The sequence below is a fragment of the Kitasatospora sp. NPDC048296 genome (assembly GCF_043201815.1).
Taxonomy (GTDB): Bacteria; Actinomycetota; Actinomycetes; order Streptomycetales; family Streptomycetaceae; genus Kitasatospora.
Map to the genome: position 1 here is coordinate 8,490 of NZ_JBICZB010000053.1, position 26,846 is coordinate 35,335.

The 26,846-nt window shown below is 72.4% G+C and carries 20 protein-coding genes; 11 read left to right on the plus strand and 9 right to left on the minus strand.

From position 1 onward, the window contains the following. The first annotated feature begins 351 nt into the window (after positions 1-351). From ACGF12_RS26830 to ACGF12_RS26850, 5 genes are read left to right on the plus strand one after another with little or no spacing between them, the layout of a single operon-like run. A complete protein-coding gene (locus ACGF12_RS26830; protein ID WP_393035056.1) occupies positions 352-1,695 on the plus strand; it encodes an ABC transporter substrate-binding protein in 1,344 nt (447 codons plus the stop codon). Beyond that, positions 1,692-2,615 (plus strand): carbohydrate ABC transporter permease, encoded by a 924-nt coding sequence (locus ACGF12_RS26835; protein WP_393035059.1) that lies wholly within the window; start codon positions 1,692-1,694, stop codon positions 2,613-2,615. The genes ACGF12_RS26830 and ACGF12_RS26835 overlap by 4 nt, the downstream gene beginning before the upstream one ends. Continuing rightward, positions 2,612-3,439, plus strand: coding sequence for a carbohydrate ABC transporter permease (locus ACGF12_RS26840; RefSeq protein WP_393035062.1), 828 nt, complete (start codon positions 2,612-2,614; stop codon positions 3,437-3,439). Before ACGF12_RS26835 ends, ACGF12_RS26840 begins: the two co-directional genes overlap by 4 nt. A 2-nt stretch (positions 3,440-3,441) precedes the next feature. Then, positions 3,442-5,166, plus strand: coding sequence for a glycoside hydrolase family 36 protein (locus ACGF12_RS26845; protein WP_393035065.1), 1,725 nt, complete (start codon positions 3,442-3,444; stop codon positions 5,164-5,166). Positions 5,167-5,195: 29 nt separating this feature from the next. Then, positions 5,196-6,215 (plus strand): LacI family DNA-binding transcriptional regulator, encoded by a 1,020-nt coding sequence (locus tag ACGF12_RS26850; protein WP_393035068.1) that lies wholly within the window; start codon positions 5,196-5,198, stop codon positions 6,213-6,215. Between the two features lie 73 nt (positions 6,216-6,288). Here the strand turns inward: ACGF12_RS26850 and ACGF12_RS26855 are convergent, their stop codons facing one another. After that, positions 6,289-7,776 (minus strand): hypothetical protein, encoded by a 1,488-nt coding sequence (locus tag ACGF12_RS26855; RefSeq protein WP_393035071.1) that lies wholly within the window; start codon positions 7,774-7,776, stop codon positions 6,289-6,291. Positions 7,777-8,387: 611 nt separating this feature from the next. Here ACGF12_RS26855 and ACGF12_RS26860 point away from each other — a divergent pair. After that, entirely contained in the window at positions 8,388-11,048 is a 2,661-nt protein-coding gene (locus tag ACGF12_RS26860) for a PKD domain-containing protein (protein ID WP_393035073.1), read from the plus strand. A 96-nt stretch (positions 11,049-11,144) separates the two neighbouring features. Here ACGF12_RS26860 and ACGF12_RS26865 read toward each other — a convergent pair whose 3' ends face one another. After that, positions 11,145-11,807, minus strand: coding sequence for an NADPH-dependent F420 reductase (locus ACGF12_RS26865; protein WP_393035076.1), 663 nt, complete (start codon positions 11,805-11,807; stop codon positions 11,145-11,147). Positions 11,808-11,949: 142 nt separating this feature from the next. Between ACGF12_RS26865 and ACGF12_RS26870 the strand changes: the two genes are divergently transcribed. Both ACGF12_RS26870 and ACGF12_RS26875 read left to right on the plus strand, forming a co-directional pair. Then, entirely contained in the window at positions 11,950-12,129 is a 180-nt protein-coding gene (locus tag ACGF12_RS26870) for a hypothetical protein (RefSeq protein ID WP_393035078.1), read from the plus strand. Positions 12,130-12,140: 11 nt separating this feature from the next. Continuing rightward, the gene (locus ACGF12_RS26875) at positions 12,141-12,407 is read left to right on the plus strand and encodes a hypothetical protein (protein ID WP_393035081.1); all 267 of its coding nucleotides are present in this window, start codon (positions 12,141-12,143) and stop codon (positions 12,405-12,407) included. Positions 12,408-12,496: 89 nt separating this feature from the next. Here ACGF12_RS26875 and ACGF12_RS26880 read toward each other — a convergent pair whose 3' ends face one another. The 5 genes from ACGF12_RS26880 to ACGF12_RS26900 form a co-directional block, all read right to left on the minus strand. Continuing rightward, positions 12,497-13,939 carry an NAD(P)/FAD-dependent oxidoreductase gene (locus ACGF12_RS26880; protein WP_393035084.1) on the minus strand — a complete coding sequence of 481 codons (1,443 nt, stop codon included), beginning with the start codon at positions 13,937-13,939 and terminating at the stop codon, positions 12,497-12,499. Positions 13,940-14,012: 73 nt separating this feature from the next. Continuing rightward, positions 14,013-15,401: a radical SAM protein gene (locus tag ACGF12_RS26885; RefSeq protein ID WP_393035086.1), complete on the minus strand. Its 1,389-nt coding sequence runs from the start codon at positions 15,399-15,401 to the stop codon at positions 14,013-14,015. Positions 15,402-15,442: 41 nt separating this feature from the next. After that, positions 15,443-16,294 carry a LodA/GoxA family CTQ-dependent oxidase gene (locus ACGF12_RS26890; RefSeq protein WP_393035089.1) on the minus strand — a complete coding sequence of 284 codons (852 nt, stop codon included), beginning with the start codon at positions 16,292-16,294 and terminating at the stop codon, positions 15,443-15,445. Continuing rightward, positions 16,291-17,700, minus strand: coding sequence for a hypothetical protein (locus tag ACGF12_RS26895; protein WP_393035092.1), 1,410 nt, complete (start codon positions 17,698-17,700; stop codon positions 16,291-16,293). The genes ACGF12_RS26890 and ACGF12_RS26895 overlap by 4 nt, the downstream gene beginning before the upstream one ends. A 41-nt stretch (positions 17,701-17,741) precedes the next feature. Beyond that, entirely contained in the window at positions 17,742-19,217 is a 1,476-nt protein-coding gene (locus tag ACGF12_RS26900) for a ferritin-like domain-containing protein (protein WP_393035095.1), read from the minus strand. Between the two features lie 317 nt (positions 19,218-19,534). On the opposite strand from ACGF12_RS26900, the gene ACGF12_RS26905 reads away from it, so the two are divergent. Next, positions 19,535-20,566, plus strand: a complete 1,032-nt coding sequence (locus ACGF12_RS26905) for an alcohol dehydrogenase (RefSeq protein ID WP_393035098.1) — start codon at positions 19,535-19,537, stop codon at positions 20,564-20,566. Between the two features lie 156 nt (positions 20,567-20,722). Here the strand turns inward: ACGF12_RS26905 and ACGF12_RS26910 are convergent, their stop codons facing one another. Continuing rightward, complete coding sequence (locus ACGF12_RS26910) at positions 20,723-21,892, minus strand: PP2C family protein-serine/threonine phosphatase (protein ID WP_393035101.1); 1,170 nt, start codon at positions 21,890-21,892, stop codon at positions 20,723-20,725. Positions 21,893-22,189: 297 nt separating this feature from the next. On the opposite strand from ACGF12_RS26910, the gene ACGF12_RS26915 reads away from it, so the two are divergent. Continuing rightward, positions 22,190-22,855, plus strand: coding sequence for a hypothetical protein (locus tag ACGF12_RS26915; protein ID WP_393035104.1), 666 nt, complete (start codon positions 22,190-22,192; stop codon positions 22,853-22,855). 55 nt (positions 22,856-22,910) lie between these two features. On the opposite strand, the gene ACGF12_RS26920 is transcribed toward ACGF12_RS26915, so the two are convergent. Then, positions 22,911-23,819: a cyclase family protein gene (locus ACGF12_RS26920; protein ID WP_393035107.1), complete on the minus strand. Its 909-nt coding sequence runs from the start codon at positions 23,817-23,819 to the stop codon at positions 22,911-22,913. Between the two features lie 171 nt (positions 23,820-23,990). Here ACGF12_RS26920 and ACGF12_RS26925 point away from each other — a divergent pair, with 171 nt between their 5' ends. Next, positions 23,991-26,831, plus strand: coding sequence for a SpoIIE family protein phosphatase (locus ACGF12_RS26925; RefSeq protein WP_393035110.1), 2,841 nt, complete (start codon positions 23,991-23,993; stop codon positions 26,829-26,831). Positions 26,832-26,846 lie beyond the last annotated feature (15 nt).

Consider the following 26,846-nt stretch of genomic DNA (forward strand, 5'->3'; position numbering starts at 1 on the left):
ACCACATCCCCCCCCCGCCCCCCGGCCTCTGGGCCCGCCCCCCCACGCCCGCTTACCACCCCCACCCGGCCCCGGGCGGGGGCCCCCCTGGGGCGGCCCCCCCCCCGCCGTCATTGGAGGCTTCCTCGGCCGTCCGGGTGCCGAGCAGGGCTGGTAACGGATCGGTCTCGGAGCTCGCTCGCCGCGTGCGCGGGGGTTGACGGCGTGCGGCGGGCGGGCGTTTGCTGGCTCCCGCTCGTGTGAACCTGTTGGGTTCTGGTTTGTTTTGTGTGTTTGAACGTTCAAAGCGAACGCCCCGCAGGGCCCCCTTGTCTCCCTCGCCCCCTGCGCTGCCCCACAGAGAGGAATGCAATGTCACACCTTTCCCGTCGAGACCTGCTCCGCACCTCCGGAGCCGGTCTGCTGGCCCTGGCCGCCGGCGGCACCCTCGCGGCCTGCGGCAGCTCCGGCTCGGGCGGCGGCTCGGGCGGGGACGCCGACACCGGCACCGTCACCGTCTGGTCCTGGGCCACGGCCGCCGCCGCCCTGCGTGGAGTCGTCCCGGCCTTCGAGAAGGACAACCCCGGCATCAAGGTCGACGTGCAGGACATCGGCAACCCGGCCATCTGGGACAAGATCACCGTCGGCCTCGCGGCCGGCGGCCAGGGCCTCGGCGACGTCCTGCACATCGGCTGCGACTACCTGCCCGGCTACCTGGAGAAGTTCCCCGGCGGCCTCGCCGACCTCTCCGCCTACGGCGCCGACGCGCACAAGGACACGTTCGCCAAGGGCCTGTGGCCCGTCGTCACCGGCAAGGACGGCCACGTCTACGCAATGCCCTGGGAGGTCAACCCGCTCGGCTTCTTCTACCGCAAGGACTACTTCGACAAGGCGGGCATCGACCCCACCACCCTCGCCACCTGGGACGACCTGATCGCCGTCGCCGACCGGTTCAAGGCAGCCAACCCGGGCATCTCCCTCATCGGCATCAGCAAGGCCGCCAACCCGGCCCCCGACCTGGACTTCCTGCAGTCCCTCATGCAGCTCCAGGGCGCGTTCTACTTCGACCTCCAGGGCAGGATCACCCTCGCCTCCGAGCCGTGCGTGCGCGCCCTCACCACCGTCAAGCGCCTGGAGGACGCCGGACTGATCGCCGACGCCCCCGGCGACCAGGGCTGGGCCACCGCGATGAAGGCGGGCAAGCTCGCCGTCGCCCCGACGCCCGCCTGGGCCGCGCACTACCTGGAGTCCAAGTTCGCCGACCAGACCGGCAACTGGCGCCTCGCCAAGCCCCCGGCCGTCACCCCGGGCGGCAAGCGCACCGCCCTGGTCAACTCCACCCACCTGGCCGTCTCCGCCGCCAGCCCGCGCCGCCGCGCCGCCTGGAAGTTCGTCGAGTACGCGCTCACCCGCCCCGACTCCGTCAACAGCATGTTCGAGGCCGGCGGCGTCTTCCCCGCGCTCACCGCGGCCTACACCGGCCCGATGTACGCCGCGCCCCACCCGTACTTCGGCGGCCAGCCCGTCCTGAGGACCTTCGCCGACCTGGCCGTCGACGGCGGCGACCCGACCAACTACTCCGGTGACTACGCCCGTGCCCTCAAGCTCGCCGGCGACGCCCAGACCAAGGTCTTCCTCAAGGGCGGCGACCCCGCCGCCGTCCTCCAGGACGCCGCCAAGCAGCTCGCCCAGCAGACCGGACGCGGCATCGCATGACCGCCGCCGCCCAACCCGTCGTCCTCGCCGAGAAAGCCGCACGGACCCGCCGCCGTCCCCAGTGGCGCCGCGCCGCCCTGCCGTACCTGCTGATCGCCCCCGCCCTGGTCACCTTCGGCGTGTTCAAGGCCTACCCGATCGTCGACTCGCTGCTGCTCTCCTTCACCACCGGATCCGGCACCGCCACCCGCGCCGCCGGACTCGCCAACTGCCGCCGCCTGCTGGACGATCCGCTGTTCTGGACGGCACTGCGCAACACCGGCGAGATCCTCGTCGTGCAGGTCCCGCTGATGCTCGGCCTGGCCCTGCTGATGGCCGTCGGCATCAACTCCGCCCTGGTGCGCTGGCGCGCCGTGTGGCGACTCGGCGTCTTCATGCCCGCCGTCACCGGCCTGGTCGCCACCGGCGTGATGTTCGCCTTCCTGCTCAGGACCGACGACGGCGCGGTCAACTGGCTGCTCGACGCGGTCGGCCTGCCCACCGTCGACTGGCTCGGCCAGCCGTTCTGGGCTCGGATGTCGGTCGTCCTGGTGATGACCTGGCACTACACCGGCTACAACGCCGTCATCTACCTGGCCGGTCTGCAGTCCATCCCCCGGGAGCTGTACGAGGCCGCGATGGTCGACGGCGCCGGACCGATCCGCCGCTTCACCGCCGTCACCGTCCCCGCGCTGCGTCCGGTGCTGCTGTTCACCGTCGTGCTGTCCACCATCGGCACGCTCCAACTCTTCGACGAGCCGTACGTGTTGACCGGCGGCGGCCCGGACAACGCCACCCTGACCGTGTCCATGTACCTGTACCAGAACGGCTTCCGGTACTTCGACTTCGGCTACGCCTCCGCCATCGCCTACGCGCTCACCCTGCTGGTGTCCGTGCTCGGCGCGGTCCAGATGCGCCTGATGGGGGACAAGGACAGATGAACCTCAGGAAACTGCGCGGCTGGCCGCTGACCTTCCTCCTCGCCGCCGTCACCGGCCTGTCCGTCGGCCCGTTCTACTGGCTGGTGATCGCCACCACCCGGAAGGACACCGACATCTTCGACTGGCCGCCCGCACTGCTCCCCGGGGGCCACCTCGGCGACAACCTGGACCGGCTCCAGCACCGGATCGGGCTGCTCCGGGTGATCGGAAACTCGCTGCTGGTGGCCGGAGTCCAGACGGCCGGCGCGCTGATCGTCGCGCTGCTCGCCGGCTACGCCTTCGCCAAGTTCCGCTTCCGCGGCCGCACCCTGCTCTTCGCGCTGCTGCTCTCCACCCTCGTGGTGCCCGAACAGGTCATGCTGGTACCGCTGTTCAAGATGATGATGAGCTTCGGGCTGCTCGACTCCTACCAGGCGATCATCCTGCCCGGCCTGTGCGTGCCCTTCGCGATCTTCCTGATGCGCCAGTCGCTGAGCGGCCTGCCGGACGAACTGCTCGACGCCGCCCGGGTCGACGGCGCCGGCGAGTTCCGGGTGCTGTGGAGCGTCGTCGTCCCGGTCATGCGGCCGGTCCTGGCGGCCCTCTCGATCTTCCTGTTCCTGGGCTCCTGGAACCAGTTCGCCTGGCCGCTGATCGCCCTGCGCAGCCCGGACATGCACACCCTGCCGGTGGCCCTCGCGACCCTGTACGGCAACAAGAGCACCACCGACTACGGCGCGATCCTCTCCGGCACCGCGCTGTCCACCCTGCCGATGATGGTCCTCTTCCTGGTCCTCCAGCGGCAGTTCATCTCCGGCCTGCTGGCCGGCGCCACGAAAGGCTGAGCATGTCCGAGACCTTGAACGACATCTGGGAACCGCACGCCCCCACCGTCGCCGGCGGCCTGCGCCCGCTGTCCGCGCAGGGCCTGGACCTGAAGGCGAGCGGCGCGGCCACCGTTTGCGCGGTCGCCGACGGAGTGGTCGAGGTGAGCGCCGAGAGCCCGGGGGACGTGCGGATCGAGTGGCGGGTCCCCTGCGTGGACGCCACGGCCTTCTGGACCCCCGAGCCGCGCGGCACCGGCTGGCTGCCCGCCGCGTGGAGCGCCCCGCGCCGTACCGGCCTCGCGGCCGGCGCGCCGATCGCCGCGCTGGTCGGCACCGGGGACGTCGCGCTGTGCGCCTTCGCCGCCGAGCCCCCCGACGTGCTGGTCGGAGCCGGAGTGGTCGAGGAGACCGGCGAGTTCCGGTTCTGGGCCCAGGCCGAGGGCCGGCTCACCGTACGGATCGACACCTCGGGGCGGCACTTCGCCCGTTGCCTGGCCGACCTCGCCGTCTGGTGGGGCAGCGGCCGCACCGTCGACATCCCCGACGCCGCCCGCCGCCCCGCCTACTCCACCTGGTACTCGATGCACCAGGACATCACGCCCGAGCGTGTCGAGACCCAGGCCGCGCTCGGCAAACAGCTCGGCCTGGACGTGATCATCGTGGACGACGGCTGGATGACCGCCGACCGCACCCGCGGCTATGCCCACTGCGGTGACTGGGAGCCGGTTTCACTGCCCGACACCGCCGCCCACGTCCGCCGGGTGCACGAGCTCGGCGTGCGCTACCTGCTCTGGTACGCACTGCCGTTCATCGGCAAGGACAGCGCCGCGTACCAGAAGCTCGGACGCTACGCCCTCGCCGACGTCGCGCACCTGGGCGCGATCGTCGCCGACCCGCGCTATCCCGAGGTCCGCGACTTCCTCACCGCGCGGCTCGCCCGCGCCGTCGAGGAGTGGGGCATGGACGGCCTCAAGGTCGACTTCGTCGACTCGTTCGTCCGCGCCGAGCCCCCCGCCGCCGGCCCGGAGGCGGACTGCGCGGACGTGGACGAGGGCGTGGAGCGCCTGCTCGCCGCCATCCGCGGCCGGATCACCGCCGCCGACCCCGAGGCGATGGTCGAGCACCGCCAGCCGTACGTCAGCCCGGGCCTGTGGCCCTACGTCACCATGATCCGCGCGACCGACTGCCCACTCGGCCCGCAGGTGAACCGGAAGCGCACCGTCGATCTGCGGCTCGCCGCCGGACCCGTCCCGGTCCACTCCGACATGCTGATGTGGCACCCGGCCGAGCCGCCGGAGCAGATCGCCTGCCACCTGATCAACGTGCTGTTCTCGGTGCCGCAGATTTCCGTCGACCTCGCCGCGCAGAGCACCGCCCAGCGGGAGACGATCGCCTTCTGGCTGGGCGTCTTCCGCGCCCACCTCGACACCCTGCAGCTCGGCGAGCTGCGCCCGGCCCGCCCGGACCTCGGGTACCCGATGGTCACCGCCCTCGGCGCCGGGACCGTCGTGGTGGCCCGCTACGCGGCCCTGCCGGTGGACGCCTCGGGGACGGGCTGGCGCACCCTCATGGTGGCCAACGCCGACGCCGACCCGGACGTCCGGCTGACCGGCGTCAGCGGGACGGCCGCGGTCACCGTGCAGGACGCCCGGGGGCGTATCGTCCGGCAGGGCGAGGTCGAGCTCGACCGGGTGCAGGGGATCCCCGTACCCCGCGGCGGGCTGCTGACGCTGCGCCGCCCCTGACCACCCCGATCACCGGCCTGGAGGACGGCATGCCCGAGGGACCACGCCGACCGCGGCGCGGCGCCACCACCATCGAGGAGGTCGCCCGCGCGGCCGGGGTGTCCCGGCAGACCGTCTCCAACGCGCTCAACGCCCCCCACCGGGTCCGCCCGGCGACGCTGGCGCGGGTGACCGCGGCGATCCGCGGACTCGGCTACCAGCCCGACCAGTCGGCCCGCTCGCTGCGCAGCGGCGCCCGGCGCACCATCGGCTACCTCGCCCCGGTGGACGACCCCTTCGACCCCAACCCGCTGATGGCCGGCTTCCTGGAGGCCCTGGTCGACGCGGCCGGGGCCCAGGGACAGCGGGTGCTGCTGTTCCGGCCCGTCCCGCCCACGGCGGATCCGTCGCCCGCCCTCGACGAGCTGGTGGCGGCCCGCCAGGTCGACGGGCTGGTTCTGGCGGACGTGGTCCGCGAGGACGCCCGGGTCGGGCACGTCGCCCGGCTCGGCGTCCCGTTCGTCACCTTCGGCCGGACGGGTCCCGGTGAGCCGCAGCACTGGGTGGACGTCGCCAACGACGCCGCGATGGCCGCCGTCGTGCGCCACCTCGCCGCGCTCGGCCACCGGAGGATCGGCTACCTCGGGGCTTCCGAGGACCTGCCCTGGATGGCGGCGCGGCGGGCGGGCTTCCTCGCGGAGGCCCGTCGGCTGGGGCTGTCCGCCCTCGTGGCCGCGGGCCCGGCGACCGCGGCGGTACGGGCGCTGCTGCGCGGGCCCGACCGGCCGACCGCCGTCGTGGCGGGCAGCGACCTGCTGGCGCTGGACGTGTACGAGGCGGTGCGGGCGGAGGGGCTGACGGTCGGGCCGGGCGGGGTCGCGGTCACCGGCTTCCACGACACGCCGCTCTGTCGCCATCTCCATCCGGCGCTGACCTCGGTCCGGCTGCCGCTGCAGGCGATCGCCGTCGCGTTGGTGGGGCGGCTGCTCGACCAGGTGCGCGGGCAGCCGGCGCCGACGGCGGGGGTGGAGTTGGCCTGCGAGCTGGTGGTGCGGGGGAGTTCGGGTTGACCGGCCGCGCACGCACGACTTCGCCCCGTCGGGCAACGGCTCGACGGGGCGAAGTGCGGTCAGTCCAGGGGACTCACCCGGTGTGGGCGGCGCTGACCAGGTCGGGCAGCAGGTTCGCCGCGTTGGGCGTGCCGAGACCGGTGATCGGGTCCCAGCCGGTGGTGGCGGGGTAGCCCGGCACCGTCGGGTCGGCGGTGTTGTTGCCGAGGGTGACGTCGTTGAAGTCGGCCGCGTACTTCGCCGGGTCGGTGCTCAGCTTGTACAGGGCCGGGTTGATCTGGCCGAGGCCGCCGCCGTTGATCTGGTCCGCGATCGAGACCAGGCCGGCCCACTGCGGGCAGGACAGCGAGGTGCCGCCGATGTCGTACCAGCCCGTGCTGCACGGCGTGCCACCGCAGTTGAGGCCCGAGGAGCCGTCCGGCGGCAGCGACAGGTAGACCAGCGCGCCGGTGCCGGGGGCGGCCTGCAGGGCCACGTCCGGCACGCCGCGCTTGGCGCCGATCGGGGTCGAGCCGGCGGGCAGCGCCGACTGGTAGGCGGGCTTGTCGAAGACCTGGCTGAAACCGCCGCCCGCGTTGGTCCAACCGACCTCACCCGCACCGGGGTTGGCCTGGCAATTGCCCGGGTTGTCGGTGCTGTCCACGGTCCGGCCGCCGGTCGCGTTGGGGTCGGTGCACAGGTACGTGCCGCCGACGCCGGTCACCAGCGGGTCGGAGGCCGGCCACTCGACCGACGGGTACGGGAGGGTGGTGCCGCCCGACTTCACCGGGGTCTTCTCCGAGCCGGCCGTGCCGTTGTCGCCGGAGGAGCCGAGCACCGTGACGCCGTTGAGGGCCGCCGACTTGAAGGCGTGCCGCAGGGGCTCGATCGACTGGGGGCTGCCGAACGCCCCCTCGGCGGAGGCGAAGGACTGCGAGATGACGTTCGCCAAGTGGTGGTCGACGACGTACTGTTCGGCGTTCATCAGGGCGGGGAAGCCCTGAGTGCCGAGCGTCTCCGCGGTGGGCGTGGAGACCAGCAGGATGTTGGCACCCGGGGCCATCGCGTGCGCGGTCTCGACGTCGAGCGCGACTTCGAGCGCCCAGGCGGCCTTGTTCTCCTGGCCCGTGCCGTGGCTGGTGGGCGGCGGCGCGGTGGTGCCCGGCGAACCCTGGACGTGCAGCTCGCTGAAGGTCGGCATGCCCGGCTGGCAGGTCACGCCCTCCTCGCCGCACAGCGCGTTGACGCCGAACGCCTGGTCGAAGACGTGCAGGTCGTGCGCCATGGTGTCGCTGCCGTACGAGTCGAAGATGGCGATCGTCTGGCCGCGGCCGTCATAGCCGTTGGCGTACAGCGGGCCCAGGTTGTAGGCGGCCCGGATCGCCTGCGGGCTGAAGCAGCGGCGGCCCGCACTCGCGCACTGCGTCTGAGTGGGGGGAGTGGCGCCGGTCGACACCTGGGCGAAGTCGGCGACCGTGGGATGGGCCACCGGGTAGTCGGCGGCCACGGCGCTGACGGCTGCCGGGACGGCGAGCGCGCCGGAGGCCGCGAGGGCCAGGCTGCTCACCCCCGCCAGGAGCATGCGGCGTATGGTTCGAGCCTTCAAGTAGTCCTCCACGAGGGTTGGTTGGGGGACATCGGCGAGGAACCCGGGTCGGATCGAACGGCCCGGGTACGTGGGGGCTCCGGGACGCAAGGTCACGGACGGGCGCGAGTGTAGGCATGGGAGTGGCCCGGCCTCAATGGCTCGTCGGACGTCGGATCGACATCCGTTCTCGCGCACGGTGCTCCGGCGGTCCGCCCGAAACCCGTTCGGGTGAACGGCTGTCCGGGTGCTTCGTCCACGGCCCGTCAAGCCGACGAGCTGGGAGGCGAGTTCGTAAGAACCGCTTAAGAAAGCGGGCGGCCGAGACCTCGCTCACCCCGCCGGCCGACGTCTTCCCGACGCTCCTCGCGGACGTCGCCGACGAGGCCGCCGGCGCCCGGACGTGCGCCGACCGACGGTCGGTACCCGGCCCCGCCAGGGCGGAGCCGCAGCGGCCTCGCCGTCAACGGCGGCCGAACGCCTGGCGTCGATCCGCTTTATTTCTACGCGCGTTGTGCCGCGACCCTTGCCGGGCGGTCGGTCCGTCGCGACCATACGGCCGGGGGGTGTCGTGCACCACACGCGGACTCTGCTGGAGGAGTTTCGGTATGAGGTGGAAGACACGGATCGCCGGCACGGTGGCAGTCGTGCTGGCACTGGGAGTAACAGTGCTGAGCCCGAGCGGAGTCGCCGGACCGCATCCGGCGAGCGGCGTCGGCTCCTGCTCGCTGAAGAACTGGAACCCGGGCGACGACCCGGACGACGCGACGGACCTGCCCGAGGGGCAGAGACCCCAGTCCTACAAGCCCGACGACTACGACTGCACCGGCGCCGCCTTCGCCGCTCCCGGCGTCGAGTTCGCCAAGTTCCCGCAGCCGGGGAACTTCCACATCACCAACCAGCCGAAGGGCAGGACGGCCAAGGACGCGGTGGCGACGGTCAGTTCGCCGACCCAGGCGGTCAACCCGCTCGCGCCGTACTTCCCGCCCTTCACCCACTTCGTGGTCCTCTACCGGGAGAACCACACCTTCGACGACTACCTCGGCGACTGCGCCACCACCGTGCAGGCCGGCTGCAACGGGCAGGTGCAGAGCACCAACCACATCAGCTCGACGCCCAACCTGCACACCCTGGCCAAGAACTACGCGCTGATGGACGCGTACAGCACGGGCACCCAGCCGCCCAGCGGGCCCAACCACTGGTGGCTCTTCTCCGGCCAGTCGGCGTCCAGTTCGCGGCAGCAGTCCTACCCCGCCGCGACCGGCACCCAGTTCGACCGCTTCCTCAAGGGTCCCAACGGCGGCTACCCGTTCATCATGAACGGCGACTTCTACTGGATGCTCAGCACCGGCAGCGGCTACTGGCTCAACCCGGCCACCAACGCCGTCGAGGCACTGCCGGTCAACCGCCCCGGCACCAGCATCCCCGAGGAGCTCAACTACAACCACTACACCTGCTGCGGGCAGAACGACGACGACCAGACCGTCGCCACCGACTACGAGAACTTCGTCACCGCGAACGGCCTACCGACGTACTCGTACGTCGAACTGTTCAACGACCACCCGGGCACGTACCAGGACATCCCGAAGAACGACGCCGTCACCAAGCAGATCACCGACTTCCTGATGGGCAACGCGGCCTACCAGGACAACACGGTGATCGTGGTCACCGAGGACGACACCCAGAACGGCAGCAACGGCCCGGACCACGTCAGCAACACCTACCGGGTGCCGACCGTCATCGTCGCCTCGCCGAAGTACATGAAGCAGGGCTACGTCACCCACGTCGCGTACACCACCGACAACGTGCTGGCCGCGATGGAGCGCACGATGCAGAACGTCCACCCGGGCGTCATCGACCCGAACGACAACATCGGCCTGGCGACGTTCCCCATGACCACCGCGGACCAGGGCGGCCTCGGCGACCCCCTGGAAGACCTCTGGATCCAGGGCTCCACCCCGCTCTCGGCCACCGCCACCGGCACACCGACGACCGGCAACGCGCCGTTGAACGTCGCCTTCACCGGCTCCGGAAGCGGCGGCACCGCCCCCTACGGTTACAGCTGGGACTTCGGTGACGGCTCGGCGGCCAGTACCGCGCAGAACCCGAGCCACAGCTACGGCGCCGCCGGGACGTACACCGCGACCCTCACCGTCACGGACGCCTCCACGCCCGCCAAGACCGCCACCTCGTCCGTCACCCTCACGGTCAGCGCCGTCGGCAACCCACTGGCGGCCAGTGCCTCGGGCACCCCGACCTCCGGCCAGGTCCCGCTGAACGTCGCCTTCACCGGCACCGCCACCGGCGGCAGCCCGCCGTACTCGTACAGCTGGGACTTCGGTGACGGCTCGGCAGCCGGTACCGCGCAGAACCCGAGCCACAGCTACGGCGCCGCCGGGACGTACACCGCGACCCTCACCGTCACGGACGCCTCCACGCCCGCCAAGACCGCCACCTCGACCGTCAGCGTCACGGCCTCACCCATCGCCGGGACGGCCCCGGGCGCCCCCACCGGCCTGACCGCCACCGCCGGAAACGGACAGGCCACCCTGAACTGGACGGCCCCCACCAGCAACGGCGGCGTCGACATCAATGCCTACCGGGTCTACCGGGGAACGGCGAGCGGCGGCGAGACCCAGCTCACCACGGGCGGTTGCTCCGCCCTCGGCGTCGTGCTCAGCTGTACGGACACCGGGCTCACCAACGGCCAGACCTACTACTACAAGGTCAGCGCCGTGAACTCGATCGGCGAGGGTGCGCAGAGCACCGAGGCGAGCGCCAGGCCCGGCGGCTGCCCACCGCAGCAACTGCTCGGCAACCCCGGCTTCGAGACCGGCACCGCCGCACCCTGGACGGCCACCAGCGGAGTCATCAGCAACAAGACCAATGAGCCTCCGCACACCGGCAGTTGGGACGCCTGGCTGGACGGCTACGGCTACAGCCACACGGACACCCTGGCCCAGGCGGTCACCCTGCCGAGCGGCTGCTCGTCGTACCAGCTGAGCTTCTGGCTGCACGTCGACACCACCGACCCCAGCACGACCACCGCCTACCACACCCTCAAGGCGCAGGTCCTGAACAGCTCGGGAACCGTGCTCGGGACGCTCGCCACCTACTCCAACCTCGACGCCAACACCGGCTACGCCCAGCACACCTTCGACCTGTCGGCGTACGCGGGCCAGAGCGTCACCCTGAAGTTCACCGGCTACGAGAACGCGTACTACTCGACCTCCTTCGTCCTCGACGACACCGCGGTCAGCATCAACTGAGCGCGCCACCCGGGTCGGCCTCTCCCCGCTCCGGGGAGAGGCCGACCCGGGCCCGTGACGCCCTGCCGGTCACACCGTTCGGTCGTGCCCCGCCGGCTACGCCCGGTGGGCCGCCGGGCGCTCCGGGGAGGCCTCGGCGAGCGCCCGGGTAACCGCCGCGACGCCCTCGCGCAGCCCGTACACCGGGGTGCCGGGCTGCTGGCGCCAGGAGTCGTCGATCCCGCCGGCGTCCACCGTGTCGAAGCCCAACTCGTCGATCAGCGCCCGCACCACACGCTTGGCCGCCTCGTCGTCGGAGGCGACCGGCACGGCGAGGCGCTCCGGGTCGCCCGCCGGGCGGGGGCGCTCCAGCAGGTCCTGGGCGTAGGTGCCGTTGAAGGCCTTCACCACCCGGTGGCCGAGGTGCTGCTCCGTCCAGCGGCTCTCGGTCAGCCCGCCGTCCTCGATCGCGTCGATCCGGCCGTCGCGCTGCTGCGGGTAGTAGTTGCCGGTGTCGATCACCGCCACGCCCTCGGCCGCGCTGTCCAGCAGCCCGGCGGGCAGGGCCGGCACGCTCTTCAGCGGGACGGTGACCACCACGACCTGCGCGCCCTTCGCCGCCTCGGCTGCCGTCACCGCCGTCGCGCCGGTCTCCTCGACCAGTGCCTTGAGCGACTCCGGGCCGCGGGAGTTGGCCACCGAGACCTCGTGCCCGAGCGCGGTCAGCCGCCGGGTCAGGTTGCCGCCGATGTTGCCCGCGCCGATGATGCCGATCTTCATGGGAAAGCCCTCGTTCCGGGAGTGCCACAAGCTCGTCGACCTGCCCCAACCAGGCGGTGACCGGTTCTGTTCCCCTCGACCCGAGTCCCCGCCGGACGGCGTACCGGATCCACCCGGCCGGCCGAGTTGTCTCATGATGTGCATGACGGACGGCGCGACACCGCACGAACTCATCGACGGGCTCCCCGAGGCCTTCGTGACGGCCCGGCGCCCCGCGCGGATCGACGCCTGCCCGTGCCGCACCACCCCCCTGCGAACCGGCGACCCGGGGCGACTCGACCAACTGCCCACCGCCCATGACATCCTGACGACTTTCGCGTAGCGTCCGTTCGTATGACCCACGACTTGGCGCCGCCGCTCCTCGAGGTCGCGGCGGTTCTGCTAGCTGTCAAGGTGAATCGGCGCCGACGGAACGGGGATCCGGTACCGCTACTGCCCCGATCCACCGCGGCCCGGGCGGTCGCCGCGGCTGTCTTCGCGCTGGTGGTGGTCTCGGGCGTGCTGGCGGGCGGGCCCTGGACGGCGTCGATCATTCCCGCCGTGGCGCTGGGCGGACTCGTGGGCGCCGGCGTGGACCTCCTTCACCGTTCCCGCCGTTGACGCCGTCCCCGGGGTGCCGGCCACGGCATTCTGGCGGCCCGGCCGACCTCGCGTGGCGTCACCACGATGGGAGGCGCCCCTTGTGCCGGTCACGGCTGGAGCACCAGCAGGTCCCGTTCGTACAGCCAGGCGGCGACGGCCAGGGCCTGCTCGGCCGGCAGGGTGCGGCCCCAGGCCCGTAGGGCCTCGGCGAGTGTGTGTTCGCCGCGCAGGGCTTCCGCCAGTGGGGCGAGTGCGTGCCCACCGAGGTAGGCCACCGGCTGGGGCAGCGCGGGGTGGGTGAGCGCGGGTCGGAGCGCCACCTGGTCACCCACCACGCAGGGGGTGCTCGTCAGCCGACCGGCCGGTGCCAGCCGGACCCGCCGGTGCATCAGCGCGGCCAGGCTCGTGCGGGGCGCGGGCGAGGCGGCCGGCCCGGGGGCGGGGAGCGGCCGGGCGCGTCGGCGCCAGAAGCTGTTGCCCCGGTGCGGGAGGTGTTCCGCGTAGTGGCCGCCGGTCCAGCGTGCGTGCTGTTCGACCGAGGAGAGCTGGCTGTCGCGGTAGTAGGCCAGCGCGGCCTTCCGGTCGCCGCCCGGGTCGAGCAGGGTGTGCACGGTGACCGCCCCGGCCATGGCGGTCTGCAGGGCCTTGTCCACTCCGGAGGAGGAGAGCGGGTCGAGGGCGAAGGCCGCCTCGCCCAGGCTGATGCGGTCCTCGGCAACGGGGTCGGGGTCGTGGTAGCCGGTCGCGTCGCAGACCGCCACCGCGCTCGCGGGCCGCTCTCCCGCGAGTCCGCGCAGCAGTTCGGAGCCGTCCAGCAGGCTTCGCAGGAAGCCGGCGAGGGAGGAGCGGCGGACGCCGGACCGGTGCAGCTGTTCCGGGTCGGTGAAGGCCATGGCCCGGTAGGCCCCGTTCGGCAGGGGCGTGCCCCACAGCCAGCCGTGCGGCCCGGCCTCCAGGCAGGTCGGCGGGCTGGGCCGGGTCTCGACCTGCCAGGCCGCGTACAGCGCGACGGTCCGCGGGCCGGTGCGCGTCACGCGCCCGCCGAGGATCCGCGACCGCCCGGTGGCATCGACCAGGAACCGGGCGCGCAGGAGCCGGGCCCCGTCGGGCGTCGTGACGGGCACCTCCCATCCCTCGGCGCGGCGGTCGGGCCGGTGGGCGCGGGCGGGTTGGAGCACCGTGACGCCGGCGGCTCGGGCGGTGTCCAGCAGGAGTTGGTCGAATCGTCCGCGGCAGACCGTGAGTCCGCACGTACCGGCCGGCAGGCGAACCCGACGCACCTGCTCGTCCGCCCAGCGCACGCTCGACCAGGTGGGGGTGAGGAAGCCCGCGCCGCGTACGGCGGGCAGCAGCCCGAGGCTGTCCAGCAGCGGCCAGACGGCCGGCGTCAGCGCCTCGCCGACGTGCGGGCGCGGGAACGGATGCCGCTCCACGAGCAGGACCCGGTGGCCGAGTTCGCCCAGCCGCCGGGCGCACAGGGCCCCCGCCGGTCCGGCGCCGAGGACACAGATCTCGGTGTCGATCGTTGAGGGGTGCGCCCCGACGCTCATGCGCCCGCCTCGCTTCGCTCGGCGGAGGCATTCGCCCACGCGCACCCCTCAAGGGTGAGCTCGCTCCGCTCGCTCACACCGGTGTCCCGGTGGCCGGCCCGGGGAGGAACCAGTCGGGCCTCCGGGCGAGCAGGCGGTGGTACGCGCCCAGGGCGTAGTGCAGCCAGCCGCGGATGTACTGACAGGCGGGGCGGCCGCGGTCGATCACCTCGTGGTGGCAGCCGCCGCCGCACAGGTAGCGCGCCCAGCACGAGCGGCACGGTTCCTGGCGGTGCACATGCCGCTCGCTCAGCCAGGCCAGTTGGCGGTCGCGGTCCACGCCCCGGTCGAGGCTGCCCATCGCGCCCCGGGCATCGCCCACGAAGCGGTGGCAGGCGGCGAGCTCGCCCTCCGCCGAGACGCCCAGGTACCCGGCGCCGGCGCCGCAGGGGTACGGGCGGTGGGTGCCCCGGTGGAGTTCGCGCAGCGCGTTGACCAGGTTGGCGAACGGGTAGCGGTGGCCGGCGACCACCTGCCGTTCGAACTCCTCACCGCAGGCGACCATCTGATCCAACATCACTTCGAGGTCGGCGGAGGTCAGTTCGCCGCGACCGGTCGGGGAGTTCAGCAGCGGCGAGAAGCCGACGCTGTGGAAGCCGAGTTGGACGAAGGCATCCAGGGTGTCCCGCAGGGCGAGGTTGTGCGGAGTCACCGTCACCCGGGCGGAGACCTGCATCCGGCGCTGCGCCGCCAGCAGCGGGGCCACATTGGCGATCACCTTCCGGAAGCTGCCCTGTCCGCCCCGGTACGGGCGCAGCGAGTCGTGCACCTGCTGGGTGCCGTCCAGGCTCACCGTCACCGCGAAGCCGTGCCGTTCGAAGAAGTCGGCGTCCGCGGCCGTCACCGTGGTGCCGTTGGTGGTGATCGAGAAGGTGGCCGGCACGTCGTGCTCCGCCGCGAGCCGGGCCGCGTGCTCGGTGGCGGCGTGCACGACCGGCCGGTTGAGCAGCGGCTCGCCGCCGAGGAAGGAGAGGTTCACCCGCTCGCCCGGTGCGGCGGCACGGAAGAGCAGCTCGACCGCGGCGAGCGCGGTCTCGACCGGCATACTGGTGGGTGTCTGGCCGAAGCTGCCCTGCTGGGCGTAGCAGTAGGTGCAGCCGAGGTTGCACTTCTGCGCCACCGAGAGCGACAGGGCGCGTACCGGTGGCTCGACGGGCGGCCGGTCGTCGATCAACTGCGGTGCGTCCAGCCCTAGTTCGGACATCAGCCGGGAGAGTTCGGGGCCGTCACCGGCCTGCCGGGCGCGGTCGAGGGCCCGGTAGCTGTCCGCGTCGAGGTCGAACAGGCGGCTGCCGTTGACCACGAGGGCGTGCCGGCCGACCTCGGTACGCAGCAGGTGGAGGTCGGGGCTGGCCGGGGTGGACAGCTCGAACAGCTCGCGGGCGGGTCCGCGGGTCGCGGATCCGGTGGGGGAGGGATTCATCGGATGGGCCTCGCCAGAGATGGTCCGGATGGTCCGGATGGTCAGCGGTGGTCCGGGTAGTCCCGGCCACCGACGATGAACCGCAGGTGCTGCTGCCACTCCCGGAAGAGGTCGTCGTACGTCAGGAGGCGGGTGTCCCGGCCGTTGTCGAGCACGTACTCCCTGGGCTCGCGGTGCACCGAGAGCCAGTGGTTGCCGACGCTGACGCCCTGCTCGTCCACGTCCACGTTGACGTAGTCGGGCCGACTGGCCGCCCAGTAGTAGCAGGCGCACTCGCGGTAGTCGTTCTGCCAGGGCGAGCAGAGGCTGCGGGTGAGGTCGCCGGGCTGCACCAGCTGCTCGTCGATCACTGCCAGCCGGTCCTGCGCCGCCTCGCTGACGGCGAACAACGGGCGGACGACCAGGTCGACCGAGCGCAGCTTGGTGGGGTCGTCCGGGATGCCGACCGGGTTGTCGCTCGGCTGCATGGTGAACTCGCAGGTCACCGGGCGACCGGCATGGTCGTCCAGGACCTTGGCGAGGGAGTTGGACCACTCCAGCATCGTCACACCGTCGGGGTTGGCGGCCGAGGTGAGCGGGCCGGACGCCCCCCGAGGCAACTGCGGGCCGACCAGGCTGCCGACCACCGGTTCACCGGCCACCCGGAGCAGCCGGCAGCCTTCGAGGACCTGGTGGTCCGGGTCGGCCCGGACCACCAGGTTGTCCGCCTCGTGCAGCTCGATGCCCTCGAAGATCCGGCGCCAGATGTTGCGGAAGTCGAATTCGAGGCCGGGGAAGGCGTTGGAGATGGCTGCGGCCGGCAGGGTGCTGGGTGGATTGCCGGGCGCCCGGTAGTGCAGCTGGGCCGAGAGGTTCGTCGGCTGGATCGAGGTGATCGGTCGGGGCTCTGTCATCCCTGCTCCTCGGAGGCGGCGGCCGAAGTGGCGTCGCCGGCGGGCCCGTTGTCGGTGAAGATCGCGCGCTGGGCGACCTTGCGGACGAGGTCGACCTGGCGGCGGGTCAGCGCGAGGGAGCGACCGTCCGCGCCGCGCATCAGGGCCGGCATCTTGCGCCGTCCTTTGTCGGACAGGTCGCCGGCGTCGTCGAAGTCGCGCAGCACATCGGCGAACCACGGTGCCGTGCCGCTGCGCAGGCCGGTGAGCACCTGCTGGTGCAGGTTCAGCAGCGCGGTGCGGTCGACCAGCGACGGAGCCATGATCGGCTCGTACAGGCGGCCGGTGTCGTTGGTGTCCTGGGCGACCATGGTGGAGGCGCCACGGACCTGGCCGTTCACCGTGTTGCCGTTCAGGACGGCCGTGTTCATCAGCCGGACGGTGTCGAAGGCGCGCCGGACCACCTCCTCGGCGGCCGCCAGGGAGACCTCGTCGGCGGTGACGGTGGGTCCGAACATGGCCTGCTCCAGCTCGTCCGCGACGGCGCGGACCGGGAAGCTGTCCGGGGCGTAGGCCGGCGGGCCGGCGCCGATCCGGCCGTAGGCGCTCAACAGGGTTCCGTCGACGGTGAGTTCCGCCCTGACCAGGCCGTCGCACTCGTCGTCCAGATAGCCCTTGCTGACCCAGTTGCCGTCCTGGTCGGAGGACCCGGCGTAGATCTGGGAGGGGTTGGTCACCCGGGGGCTGGAGGTGTCGTCGTGGTAGCCGAGCCAGGTGCCCCGGTTGGCGTCGTACAGGAACGCCGTCACGTTCGGGTCGGGCGTCGGCTGCTCCTCCTTGCCGGAGCCGTAGACGCGGCCGGCGGCGGGGGTGAAGCGCAGCCGGATCCCGGGGAACTCGGGGGTGGGCCTGAGGTACCGGACGTGCCCGAGTGGGAGTTCCCGGCCTTCCCAGAAGTTCGGGCAGGTGCCGTTCAGCGGGTGCATCTCGTGGTCGTGGAACGGGCCGGCCTGCGCGTCGATCCGGTCGTTCTCGTCGCCGGTCCGGCGGTGGATCTTGTGATTGCCCACGTGCACCGTCCAGTGCACGTCCTCGGGGCCGAGCCCGTGCCGGGCCAGCAGGTCGAGGGTCAGCGGCTCCAGCACGTCCTCCCGGCCGGGCTCCGAGGTCAGCGCCCAGACCTCCAGGAACGGAGCGACCGGCCGGACGTCGCCGTTCTCGGTGAACCGCAGCTCGGACGGGGCCTCGTACGACGTGATGGCGCCGCTGTCCGGATCCACCTCGAAGGTCGGGGCCGGTCGCAGCTGTCGGGGCGCCAGCGGGCGGCGCGGGTCCGCCAGCGCTTCGTAGTTGTCCATCGGCCGGGCGGCCGCGCCGAGACGGCCGATCGCCAGGGGCGGGAGAACCCGGAGTTCCTTGATGGCCACGCTCTCTCCTCGTAGGTGGTTGGTCGCTCCCCCGGGGTCGTTCAGCGCTCGGCCAGGACGCGGTCGACGAAGTCCCGTGCCTGGACGTCGGTCTCGCGCAGCGCGCGCAGGTACGCCTCGCCCTCGGTCGTCAGCGTCGTCCGCAGCAGGGCGTCGACGGCGCGCAGCGAGGCCTCGGTGAGGTCGCGCTGGAGCAGCCAGCGGTTACGGTCGCCCGCCGGGAGGTCCAGCGTGTACGGCATCTCGAACGGCGGGCCGGCCAGCAGACCGGTGGACCCCTCGTGGTCGAGCGGGAGTTGGAGCAGCATCCCGGCGACGGCCCGGAGGTTGTACATCTCGCCGAAGGTCCGGTGGATCAGCGATCCGCGCGCGGTCAGGGCGGTGCCGTTGTCGAGCGGGCCGATCAGGCGGAAGGCGTGCGCGACGTCGGTCAGCAGCATGCGGTAGCGCAGGTTGAACAGGTGGCCCCAGCGGGCGGCCTCGGGGTGGGTGATGGGGGCGACCTCGGGGCGCGGCTGGTCGGGTGCGAGGGCCAGCGCGTGCGTCAGGGCCAGGGTCTCCTCGTTGAGCCGGTGGTCGGTGCGCGGGTTCTCGGCGACCGGCCGTGCGACGGCGTCCTGGTCGGAAGGGTCGAGCCGCTCCAGTTCGCGGAAGATCGTCAGGAAGCGGAAGAAGTGGGAGAGTTCCCCCGGGCCCGTGCCGGCCGCGCTGTCGGGCGCCGGGACGGGGGCCTGGAGCGGGGGGAACGCCTCGCCCTGCTCGCCGATGAGCTTCAGCGCGTTCAGGGCGGAGTCGCGCGAGGAGACGCCGACGATCAGCAGGTCGGGGGACTGGGTCTCGGGCACGTTGCCGGCGTCCCGACCGCGTTCACCAAGGGTGTAGCCGCGGCCCCACTCGTTCCAGGAGGCCTGGTAGGGAAGGGTTTCGGCCTGGAAGGCGGCGTCCGGGATCCGGCCGCGGTCTCCCAGGATGTCGGTCAGCCGGTCGTAGAGGGCGCCCACGCGGTTCACCGGCACGCCCTGCTTGCCGGCGGCCAGCTGCCGGATCCGCTCGGCCTCCTCGCCGGTCCAGTTGGGCGGGCTCTCGGCGCAGATGTACCGGGCGAGGGTCTCCGAGGTGAGCCGCCGGAGCGTGAACGGGAACGGGTAGAAGTCCGTGCCCCACGGATAGTCCTCCCGGCTGAGGTGGACCGGGCCGCCGAGCGCGACCAGGAGGTTCTGCACGGTGAGCAGGTGGCCCATCTCCTCCTTGGCGATGCCGAGGACGACCTCCTGCCAGCGCCGCACGTCCGCGCGCAGGTGCTCGGGGACCTGCGGTCCGCCCAGCGAGTACGCGGCGAAGAGGTACTGCACCATCAGCGAGTGCTCGATCTCCGCGGCCACGTGCAGCAGTAGCACGGTGTAGTCGCGCCAGTTGAACTCCGGTGGCAGGACCGGCCGGCGTCCAGGCGCGGCCTTCACACCGACGGCCAGCTCGGGGAAGGCGGCCTCCAGGTGCCTGGTGATCCTCGTTCGCATGGGTTCCGTCCCTGGACTCGACGCATCGGGGCGGCTCACCCACAGTCAGGGCGCAGCACCCGCAGTCACCCTCAGTGACATGCGACAGAAGCTTCCCCTGCCGGGAAGCGGTAGTCCAGGCCATGACACCCGGACGGACCAAGGCGTACACGCGCAGGGACGAGTCGTTTTCGTGCGCCGGGGCGCGCGGGTCCTCCGCGCCACCGGGGGCGCGGCCGATGGCGCGCTCCGGGTCCGGGCTCGGCGAGCGTCTTCGGGCCGGAGCTGGTCTGCTGGTTCCGAGGGGTGGTCGTACCGGTGCAGCGGGAGGAATCCGGATGAGTACCTATCGAGTGGCACAGGTGGCCGACGTCGGCGGGTCGTTCGAGATCGTCGAGCGTGAGGTGCCGCGGCCGGGCCCCGGTCATGTACGGGTCGCCGTGGAGGCCTGCGGGATCTGCCACAGCGACGCCATGTTCGTGAACGCCGCGCTGCCGGGCGTCCGGTTCCCGCTGGTCCCCGGGCACGAGATCGCCGGGCGCATCGACGAGCTCGGCGAGGGGACGCAGGGCACCGGTTGGCAGGTGGGCGACCGGGTGGCGGTGGGCTGGTTCGGCGGCAGCTGCGGGCACTGTGCCCCCTGTCGGCAGGGCGACTTCGTCCTGTGCCTGAACCTGAAGGTCCCCGGCTGGGCGTACGACGGTGGTTTCGCCGAGGCGGCGGTGGTGCCGGTCGACGCGCTGGCCCGGATCCCCGACACGCTGGCGGCCGCCGACGCCGCGCCGATGGCCTGCGCCGGGGTGACCACGTACAACGGGCTGCGGACGAGCTCCGCACGGCCGGGCGACCTCGTCGCGGTACTCGGCATCGGCGGCCTCGGCCACCTGGGTGTGCAGTACGCGGCCGCCATGGGCTTCGAGACCGTGGCCATCGCCCGCGGCGCCGACAAGGCCGACTTCGCCAAGCAGCTCGGCGCGCACCACTACATCGACAGTACGGCCGGCACGCCCGTCGCGGACGCGCTGCAGTCCCTCGGTGGCGCCAGGGTCGTCCTGGCCACCGCCGCGAACTCCGCCGCCATCTCGGCGACCGTGGACGGGCTGTCCCACCGGGGTGAACTGGTGGTCATCGGCGCGGACAGCGAGCCGCTGCGGATCACCCCGGTCCAGCTGCTCATGCGCGGCCGGACCGTTCGCGGCCACCCGTCCGGCACCGCGCAGGACGTCCAGGACACCATGGCGTTCAGTGCCCTGCGGGGCATCCGCCCGATGATCGAGACCGCGCCGCTCGGCCAGGCCGACGAGGCGTACCGGAGGATGCTCTCCGGCAGCGCCCGCTTCCGCATGGTGCTCACCACCGGGACGGGATGACGGGAGACCGACGTGCCGGGGCCTCGTCCGGTCCGCTGATCGGCGTTCGACGGCGGGCGAACCGCACGAGGCCCTCGGCACGGCGTTCGCCGTGCTCGTCGGCCGGATCTCAGCCGCGTACGGCCGCCGGCACCGACCTGCCGGTTCGGCGGTGGATCACTCTCCCGGAGGGGGCGGGTTCCCACAGTGCTCGCCGTGCTCGGCGGCGTGGGCGACGGTGGGTTCGGCGCGCCGGATGGCGATGACGGCGGCGTCGTCGTTGAGGCGGTCGCCGACGTGGGCGAGGAGGTCGCGGCGGATGTGGTTGACGAGAGCCTCGGGGGAGCACCTGGTCCAGTGGGCGGCGCGATCGGCGAGCGGGTAGAACTCGCCGGATTCGTCGCGTGCCTCGGTGACCCCGTCGGTGTACAGCAGCAGCGTGTCGCCCCTTTCGAACGGGAAGTCGTCGCTCGGGTAGCTGCCGTCGCCGAGGTCGTGCACGCCGAGGGGTGGAGCGGCCGGCACGGAGTCGACGGGCAGCGCGCGGCCGTCGCGCAGCAGGAGGGGCGGCGGGTGTCCGCAGTTGGTCATGCGGGCGACGGGCTCGTCGTCGGGCAGGTCGAGGAGGATCGCGGTGATGAAGTGCTCGACGATCTCGCCGCTCTCCTGCGCGAAGTCGGTGAGGTAGCGCCCCACGTTGTGGTCGAGCGTGGACGCCAGGTCCGCCAGGGTGTCGTGCTGTGCGGCGATGAGGCGGAAGGCGCTGACCAGCAGGGCCGACTCGCCGACGGCGGCCAGGCCCTTGCCCCGGACGTCCCCGATGACCATGCGGGTGCCGCCCGCGGTGCGGGTGGCGGTGTAGAGGTCGCCGCCGATCTGTGCCTCCTCTTCGGCGGCGAGGTACATCGTGGCGATCTGGAGCGGCCCGATCTGTTCGGGCAGCGGGCGCAGCAGGGCGCGCTGGGCGGCTTCGGCGACCGACTGGGCCCGGGCGAGCTGTCTGGCCCGGTGTTCGCGGATGGCGGTGAACATGACGATCAGGACGCACAGGACGGTCAGCGCGGTGATCTGCGCGATGTGGTTGCTGGTGGTGAGGCCGCCGTGGAGGAAGGCGATGAGGACCTGCGCGGCGATGGCCAGGGCTCCGACGAGGGCGGTCGGGCGCAGGCCGGCGAACGAGGGGGTGAGGGCGGGGGCGATCACCAGGAGCGGGCCGAGGTGGATGCTGGTGGGGGAGTGGAGATCGACCACGGTGATCGCCGCGATGAGGGCGAGCGGGATCAGCAGCAGCGCCCAGCTCCGTTGTCCGCGCTGCTGGTGGCGGGCCGCGCGTGCTCGGACTTCCATGTCCCCACTGTGCTCCTGGGGGTCGGTGAGCGCAGTTGTGTGGGCAATGCGTGGTAACTGACTTACCGACCGTAGCCGCTCCGGTGTCGCCGCCCACGCAGAACGGATCTCAACGGGCAAGAGGCCCTGCGAGGCGTGGATATCTCACCGGTATGCGACATCTGCCGCATTTTCACTTGGTTGGACTCATGGTGTCACACCTTGGACATGTCCGGCATGACAGTCCATAAGGGCTCTCGTTACGTTCGTCGCGGGTCGGTCACCCGGCCGACGTCCGTGAGACAGAGAGACACTGACATGCGCAGGCGCACATTGGCCGTGGCCGCTGCCGGAATAGGCGCGGCGGCCCTCGCAACCACCGGTATCACCTATGCCCTCGCCGGATTCACCTCGGCGCCCCCGTCCGTCCAGCAGGTGGTCCAGCCCGTCGAACAGGTCGACCCGGAGCCCCTGTCCGTTCAGCGGGCGGCCCAGCCCGTCCAGCAAGCCGCCCCGGCCGCGGCTGTCGCGGGCGGCGGCGGCCAGAACGGCGGCCAGAACGGCGCCGAGAAGGGCGGCGCTGAGAAGGACGGTGGCGAGAAGGGCGGCGCTGAGAAGGACGGTGGCGAGAACGGGGAGAAGCGCGAGGGCGGCGACCGCCATGAAGGCGGACGCGGACGCGGCCACGGCCATGAGGAAGCGGGAAGGATCTACTTCAACGAACGTACCTACTCCGCCGACTCCGAGGGATGCATCACCGCTGCCAGCGGACTGGGCTCCACCAGCTTCAGCGTCTTCAACGACAGCCGGAAGGTCGTCGAGGTCTACCGCGGCTTCTCCTGTGACGGCGGCTCTCCGGTGACCACCGTGGGTCCCTACGGCGCCACCAACGGCGTGGTGACCCGTACCACCCACGGGAGCATGTTCGGTGGCGACGGCGCCGTGGGCAGCTTCCGGGTGATCGGCGACTACGACGAGTGGTGACGGTGCCGCCCGGAGCGCGGCCGGCTCCCGGCCCCGCCGAGAAGACCGCGAGCGCTCAGAGGACCGCGAGCGGATTGACCGGGGAGCCGGTGCCGCGGGGGATGTTCAGGGGCGCGGCGACGAGGAGGAACTCCCATCGCGAGGTGCGCGCGCACGCCTCGGCCAGCGGCTCCAGGTCCAGGTTGTCGATCAGCGACAGGCCCAGGGCGGTGATGGCCAGCACGTGGACCGGTGAGTGGACGCCGTCGACGGGGCTCGGGCGCACGTCGCTGTCGCCGTCGCTGCCCAGTGCCGAGGCCTGTGACTCACTCAGCACGCGCATCGCGCCGGGGTGCAGTCCCGCGCTGAGGTCGTCCGGGTCCCACGCGCCCAGCCGCCGCCGTCGGGCGAGGTGGCCCGTGCGGACCAGGAGGATGTCCTGGGGGCGGAGCGGGCTGCCCTGTTGCTCGGCGCAGACCAGCAGCTCCGAGCCGCCGATCGCCTCTCCCGGCTCCAGCCAGGCCGTGCCGCGCAGGCGTGGCACGTCCAGCAGGACTCCTCGCCCCACCAGCCCGGGCAGCAGGTCGGTCACCGCGCCGTAGGCGGCACCTTGCGAGGAGAACACCTCCCGCGCCCGCACTCCCGCGAAGAGCAGTCCGCCGTACGCGATGTGGCAGAGCGCGTCCAGGTGCGTCTGTGCCTTGCCGTGGTAGTCGGAGGCGATGAAGTCCCGGTGCACGGTCGGCTCGGGGGCCGTGACGTCCGCCAGTTCGGTCATCTGGTGCAGCGCCGGCCTGCGGTTGTCGGGCCCCGGCACGCTGTCCCACGGCCGCCCCATGGCGACGACCTCACCCGTGCGTACGAGTCCGGCGGCCGCCACCCGCCGCCCCGCTTCGACCGGCTCGGGGAGATGGTCGCGGCGCAGCTGCCGGAAAAGCGCGTCGAACTCGTCGCGGGTCATCGCCGGCCCGTTGGCACTGGTCATGGCACTCCTCAACCCGGCCCCCGCTCTGCCGATGATCCGGTGACGGTCGCGATACCGCCACCGTGCTCGGGGAGCGTGCGCGATCCGGTGACAAACACTGCAGAACGGGCAAAGTCCTAATATTGCATCGAAAGGGTGCAGCTCCACGGAAATGTGAGCGCTGTGGCGGCCATGACAGCTTTGGATGAGGCGGGGATCGGCCCCGTACGGGCCCGTGAGCGGTTCATGCTCGGTGAACCGGTCGAGGGTGGCGTGCGGAGTCTGATCCTGAACTCCTGGCAACGCTGCCAGTCGATGGGGATCTCCCCGGACGGCGCCGAGCTCCCGTACCGGCCGGACATCGATCTGGACGGCCGGCTGGTCCGTGCGGCCAGGCCCGTGCTGGACCGGCTGGCCTCCAGATTCGCCGGCAGCCGGATGAACGTGGCTCTGACCGACGGGGACGGGGCGGTGCTGCAGCGCCGCTTCGGCGATGCGTCCATGGTCAGGCAGCTGCCCGCGATCCAGAGCGTCCCGGGCTTCGTCTTCGCCGAGCAGTACGGCGGGACCAGCGGCATCGGGCTGGCGCTCACGGAACGGCGGCTCATCCACATCTCGGGAGCCGAGCACTTCGCCGAGCGCGGCCAGTCGAGCGCCTGTACGGCGGTTCCCGTCCGCGACCCCCTCAGCGGACGGATCGAGGGCGTCCTCTGCTTCGGCTATCCGCCCGCCTACGCGGACCCGCAGTTGGCGGACCTCATCCGCAAGGCCGCCACCGCCATCGAGCGGCGCCTGCTGGCGCAGAGCTCGGCGCGGGAGCGCACCCTGCTGCGCGCGTACCTCGACTCCAGGCGCCGTGCCCGGACCGACCAGGCGGCCGGGGACGGGCGCCCGGTCGGGATGGACGAGCTGCCCCGAAGCGGGCTGGACCGGCACGACCAGACACTGCTCGAACAGATGGCCACCGAGCTGATCTCCGCAGCCCGCCGCACCGCAGTCGAGGTGCCCCTTTCCCAGGGCCGGCGGGTCACCCTGCTGAGCCGCCCGGTGGCCAGCGAGTGCGGGGTGGAGGGCTTCGTCATCGAGGCGATCCTGCACGGTGACTCGCCGCCCCGGGTCGCCGCCCCCGACCAGACCGGTCGGCCGGCCGGCGTCCCGGCGCCCGCCATGACCGCCGCCGCCCCACCGCCGCGGCACCCCGAGGGCGGCGCAGCGGATCGCGGGGCCAAGGCGCCGTTCGGCCCCGCGCCCGACGCGGCCACCAGGCTGCTGCTGCTGGGCGAGCCGGGCGTGGGACAGTACGCCGTCGCGGCCCGCCGCCGCCTGGAGCTGCTGTCCGAGGCCAGCACCCGCATCGGCACCACCCTGAACGTGACCCGAACCGCCTGGGAACTCGCCGAGATGGCCGTCCCGCGGCTGGCCGACTACGTCACCATCGACCTGCCCGAGACCGTCCTGCGCGGCGAGGAGCCCACCGACCCCGTCAACGAGCTGCACCGCACGGTGGTCCACGGCATCCGCGCCGACTGCCCCTTCTACCCGGTCGGCGGACGGGTCGACCTCAGCCCCACCACGCCCCACCGTCGCTGCCTGGCCAGCGGGCAGCCGGTGCTGGAACCCGATCTGCACAGGGCCTCCGGCTGGATCTCGCAGGACCCCGAGGTGGTCGAGCACCTCTTCGCGTACGACCTCCATTCCCTCATCACCGTCCCGCTGCTGGCCCGTGGCGTCGTGCTGGGCATCGCCGCCTTCTACCGGGCCCGGAACCCCGCCCCCTACGGGGACGACGACCGCTCGCTGGCCCAGGAGCTGGCCACCCGCGCCGCCATCTGCATCGACAACGCCCGCCGCTACACCCGCGAACACGCCATGGTCCTGGCCCTGCAGCGCAGCCTGCTCCCGCGCAGCCTGCCCGAGCAGAGCGCCATCGAGGTCGCCCACCGCTATCTGCCCGCCGAATCCGGGGTGCGCGGGGACTGGTTCGACGTCATCCCCCTCTCCGGTGCCCGGGTCGCCCTGGTCGTCGGCGATGTCGTCGGCCGCGGACTGCACGCCGCCGCCACCATGGGCCGCCTGCGCACCGCTGTGCACAACTTCGCCGAACTGGACCTCGCCCCCGACGAACTCCTCACCCACCTGGACAACCTCGTGGGGCGCCTGGACCGGGACGAGGACGGCGCGGAGCCCGCCACCGGCAACGACGGCATCATCGGCGCGTCCTGCCTGTACGCCGTCTACGACCCGACCTCGCAGCGCTGCACGCTGGCCCGCGCCGGTCACCCGCCACCCGCGGTGGTCCACCCGGACGGCACGGTCACCGTCCCCGACCTCCCCGCCGGGCCCCCGCTCGGCCTGGGCGGCCTGCCGTTCGAAACCGCCGAACTGCACCTCCCCGAAGGCAGCCAGCTGGTCCTCTACTCCGACGGACTCCTCGAAGACCACCGTCGCGACCCCGACGCGGCCCTCGACCGCCTGCGCACCGCCCTGTCCCACCCGAACCGCTCGCCCGAGGACATCTGCCGCACGGTCGTGGAGGCCGTGGTGCCCGAGCACCCGGCCGACGACGTCACGCTGCTCGTCGCCCGCACCCACGCCCTCGACCCGGGCCGGATCGCCACCTGGGACCTGCCCGCCGACCCGGCCCGGGTCGGCGACATCCGCGCCGCCGCCGCTCGCCGCCTGAGCGACTGGGGACTGGAGGAGACCGCCTTCGTCACCGAACTGCTGCTCAGCGAGCTGGTCACCAACGCCATCCGCTACGGCATCGAGCCCATCCAGGTCCGGCTGATCCACGACCGCGCCCTGATCTGCGAGGTCTCCGACGGCAGCAGCACCGCCCCCCACCTGCGCCACGCGGCCACCACCGACGAGGGCGGCCGCGGCCTGTTCCTCGTGGCCCAGCTCACCCAGGCCTGGGGCACCCGCTACACGGCCAGGGGCAAGGTCATCTGGGCCGAATGCGCCCTGGAGGCGTCCGACGGCGTCCCTGACCTCTTCGAGAGCCAGTTCGCCGACATCCCCGAAATCGGATGACCCGCCCTCCGGACA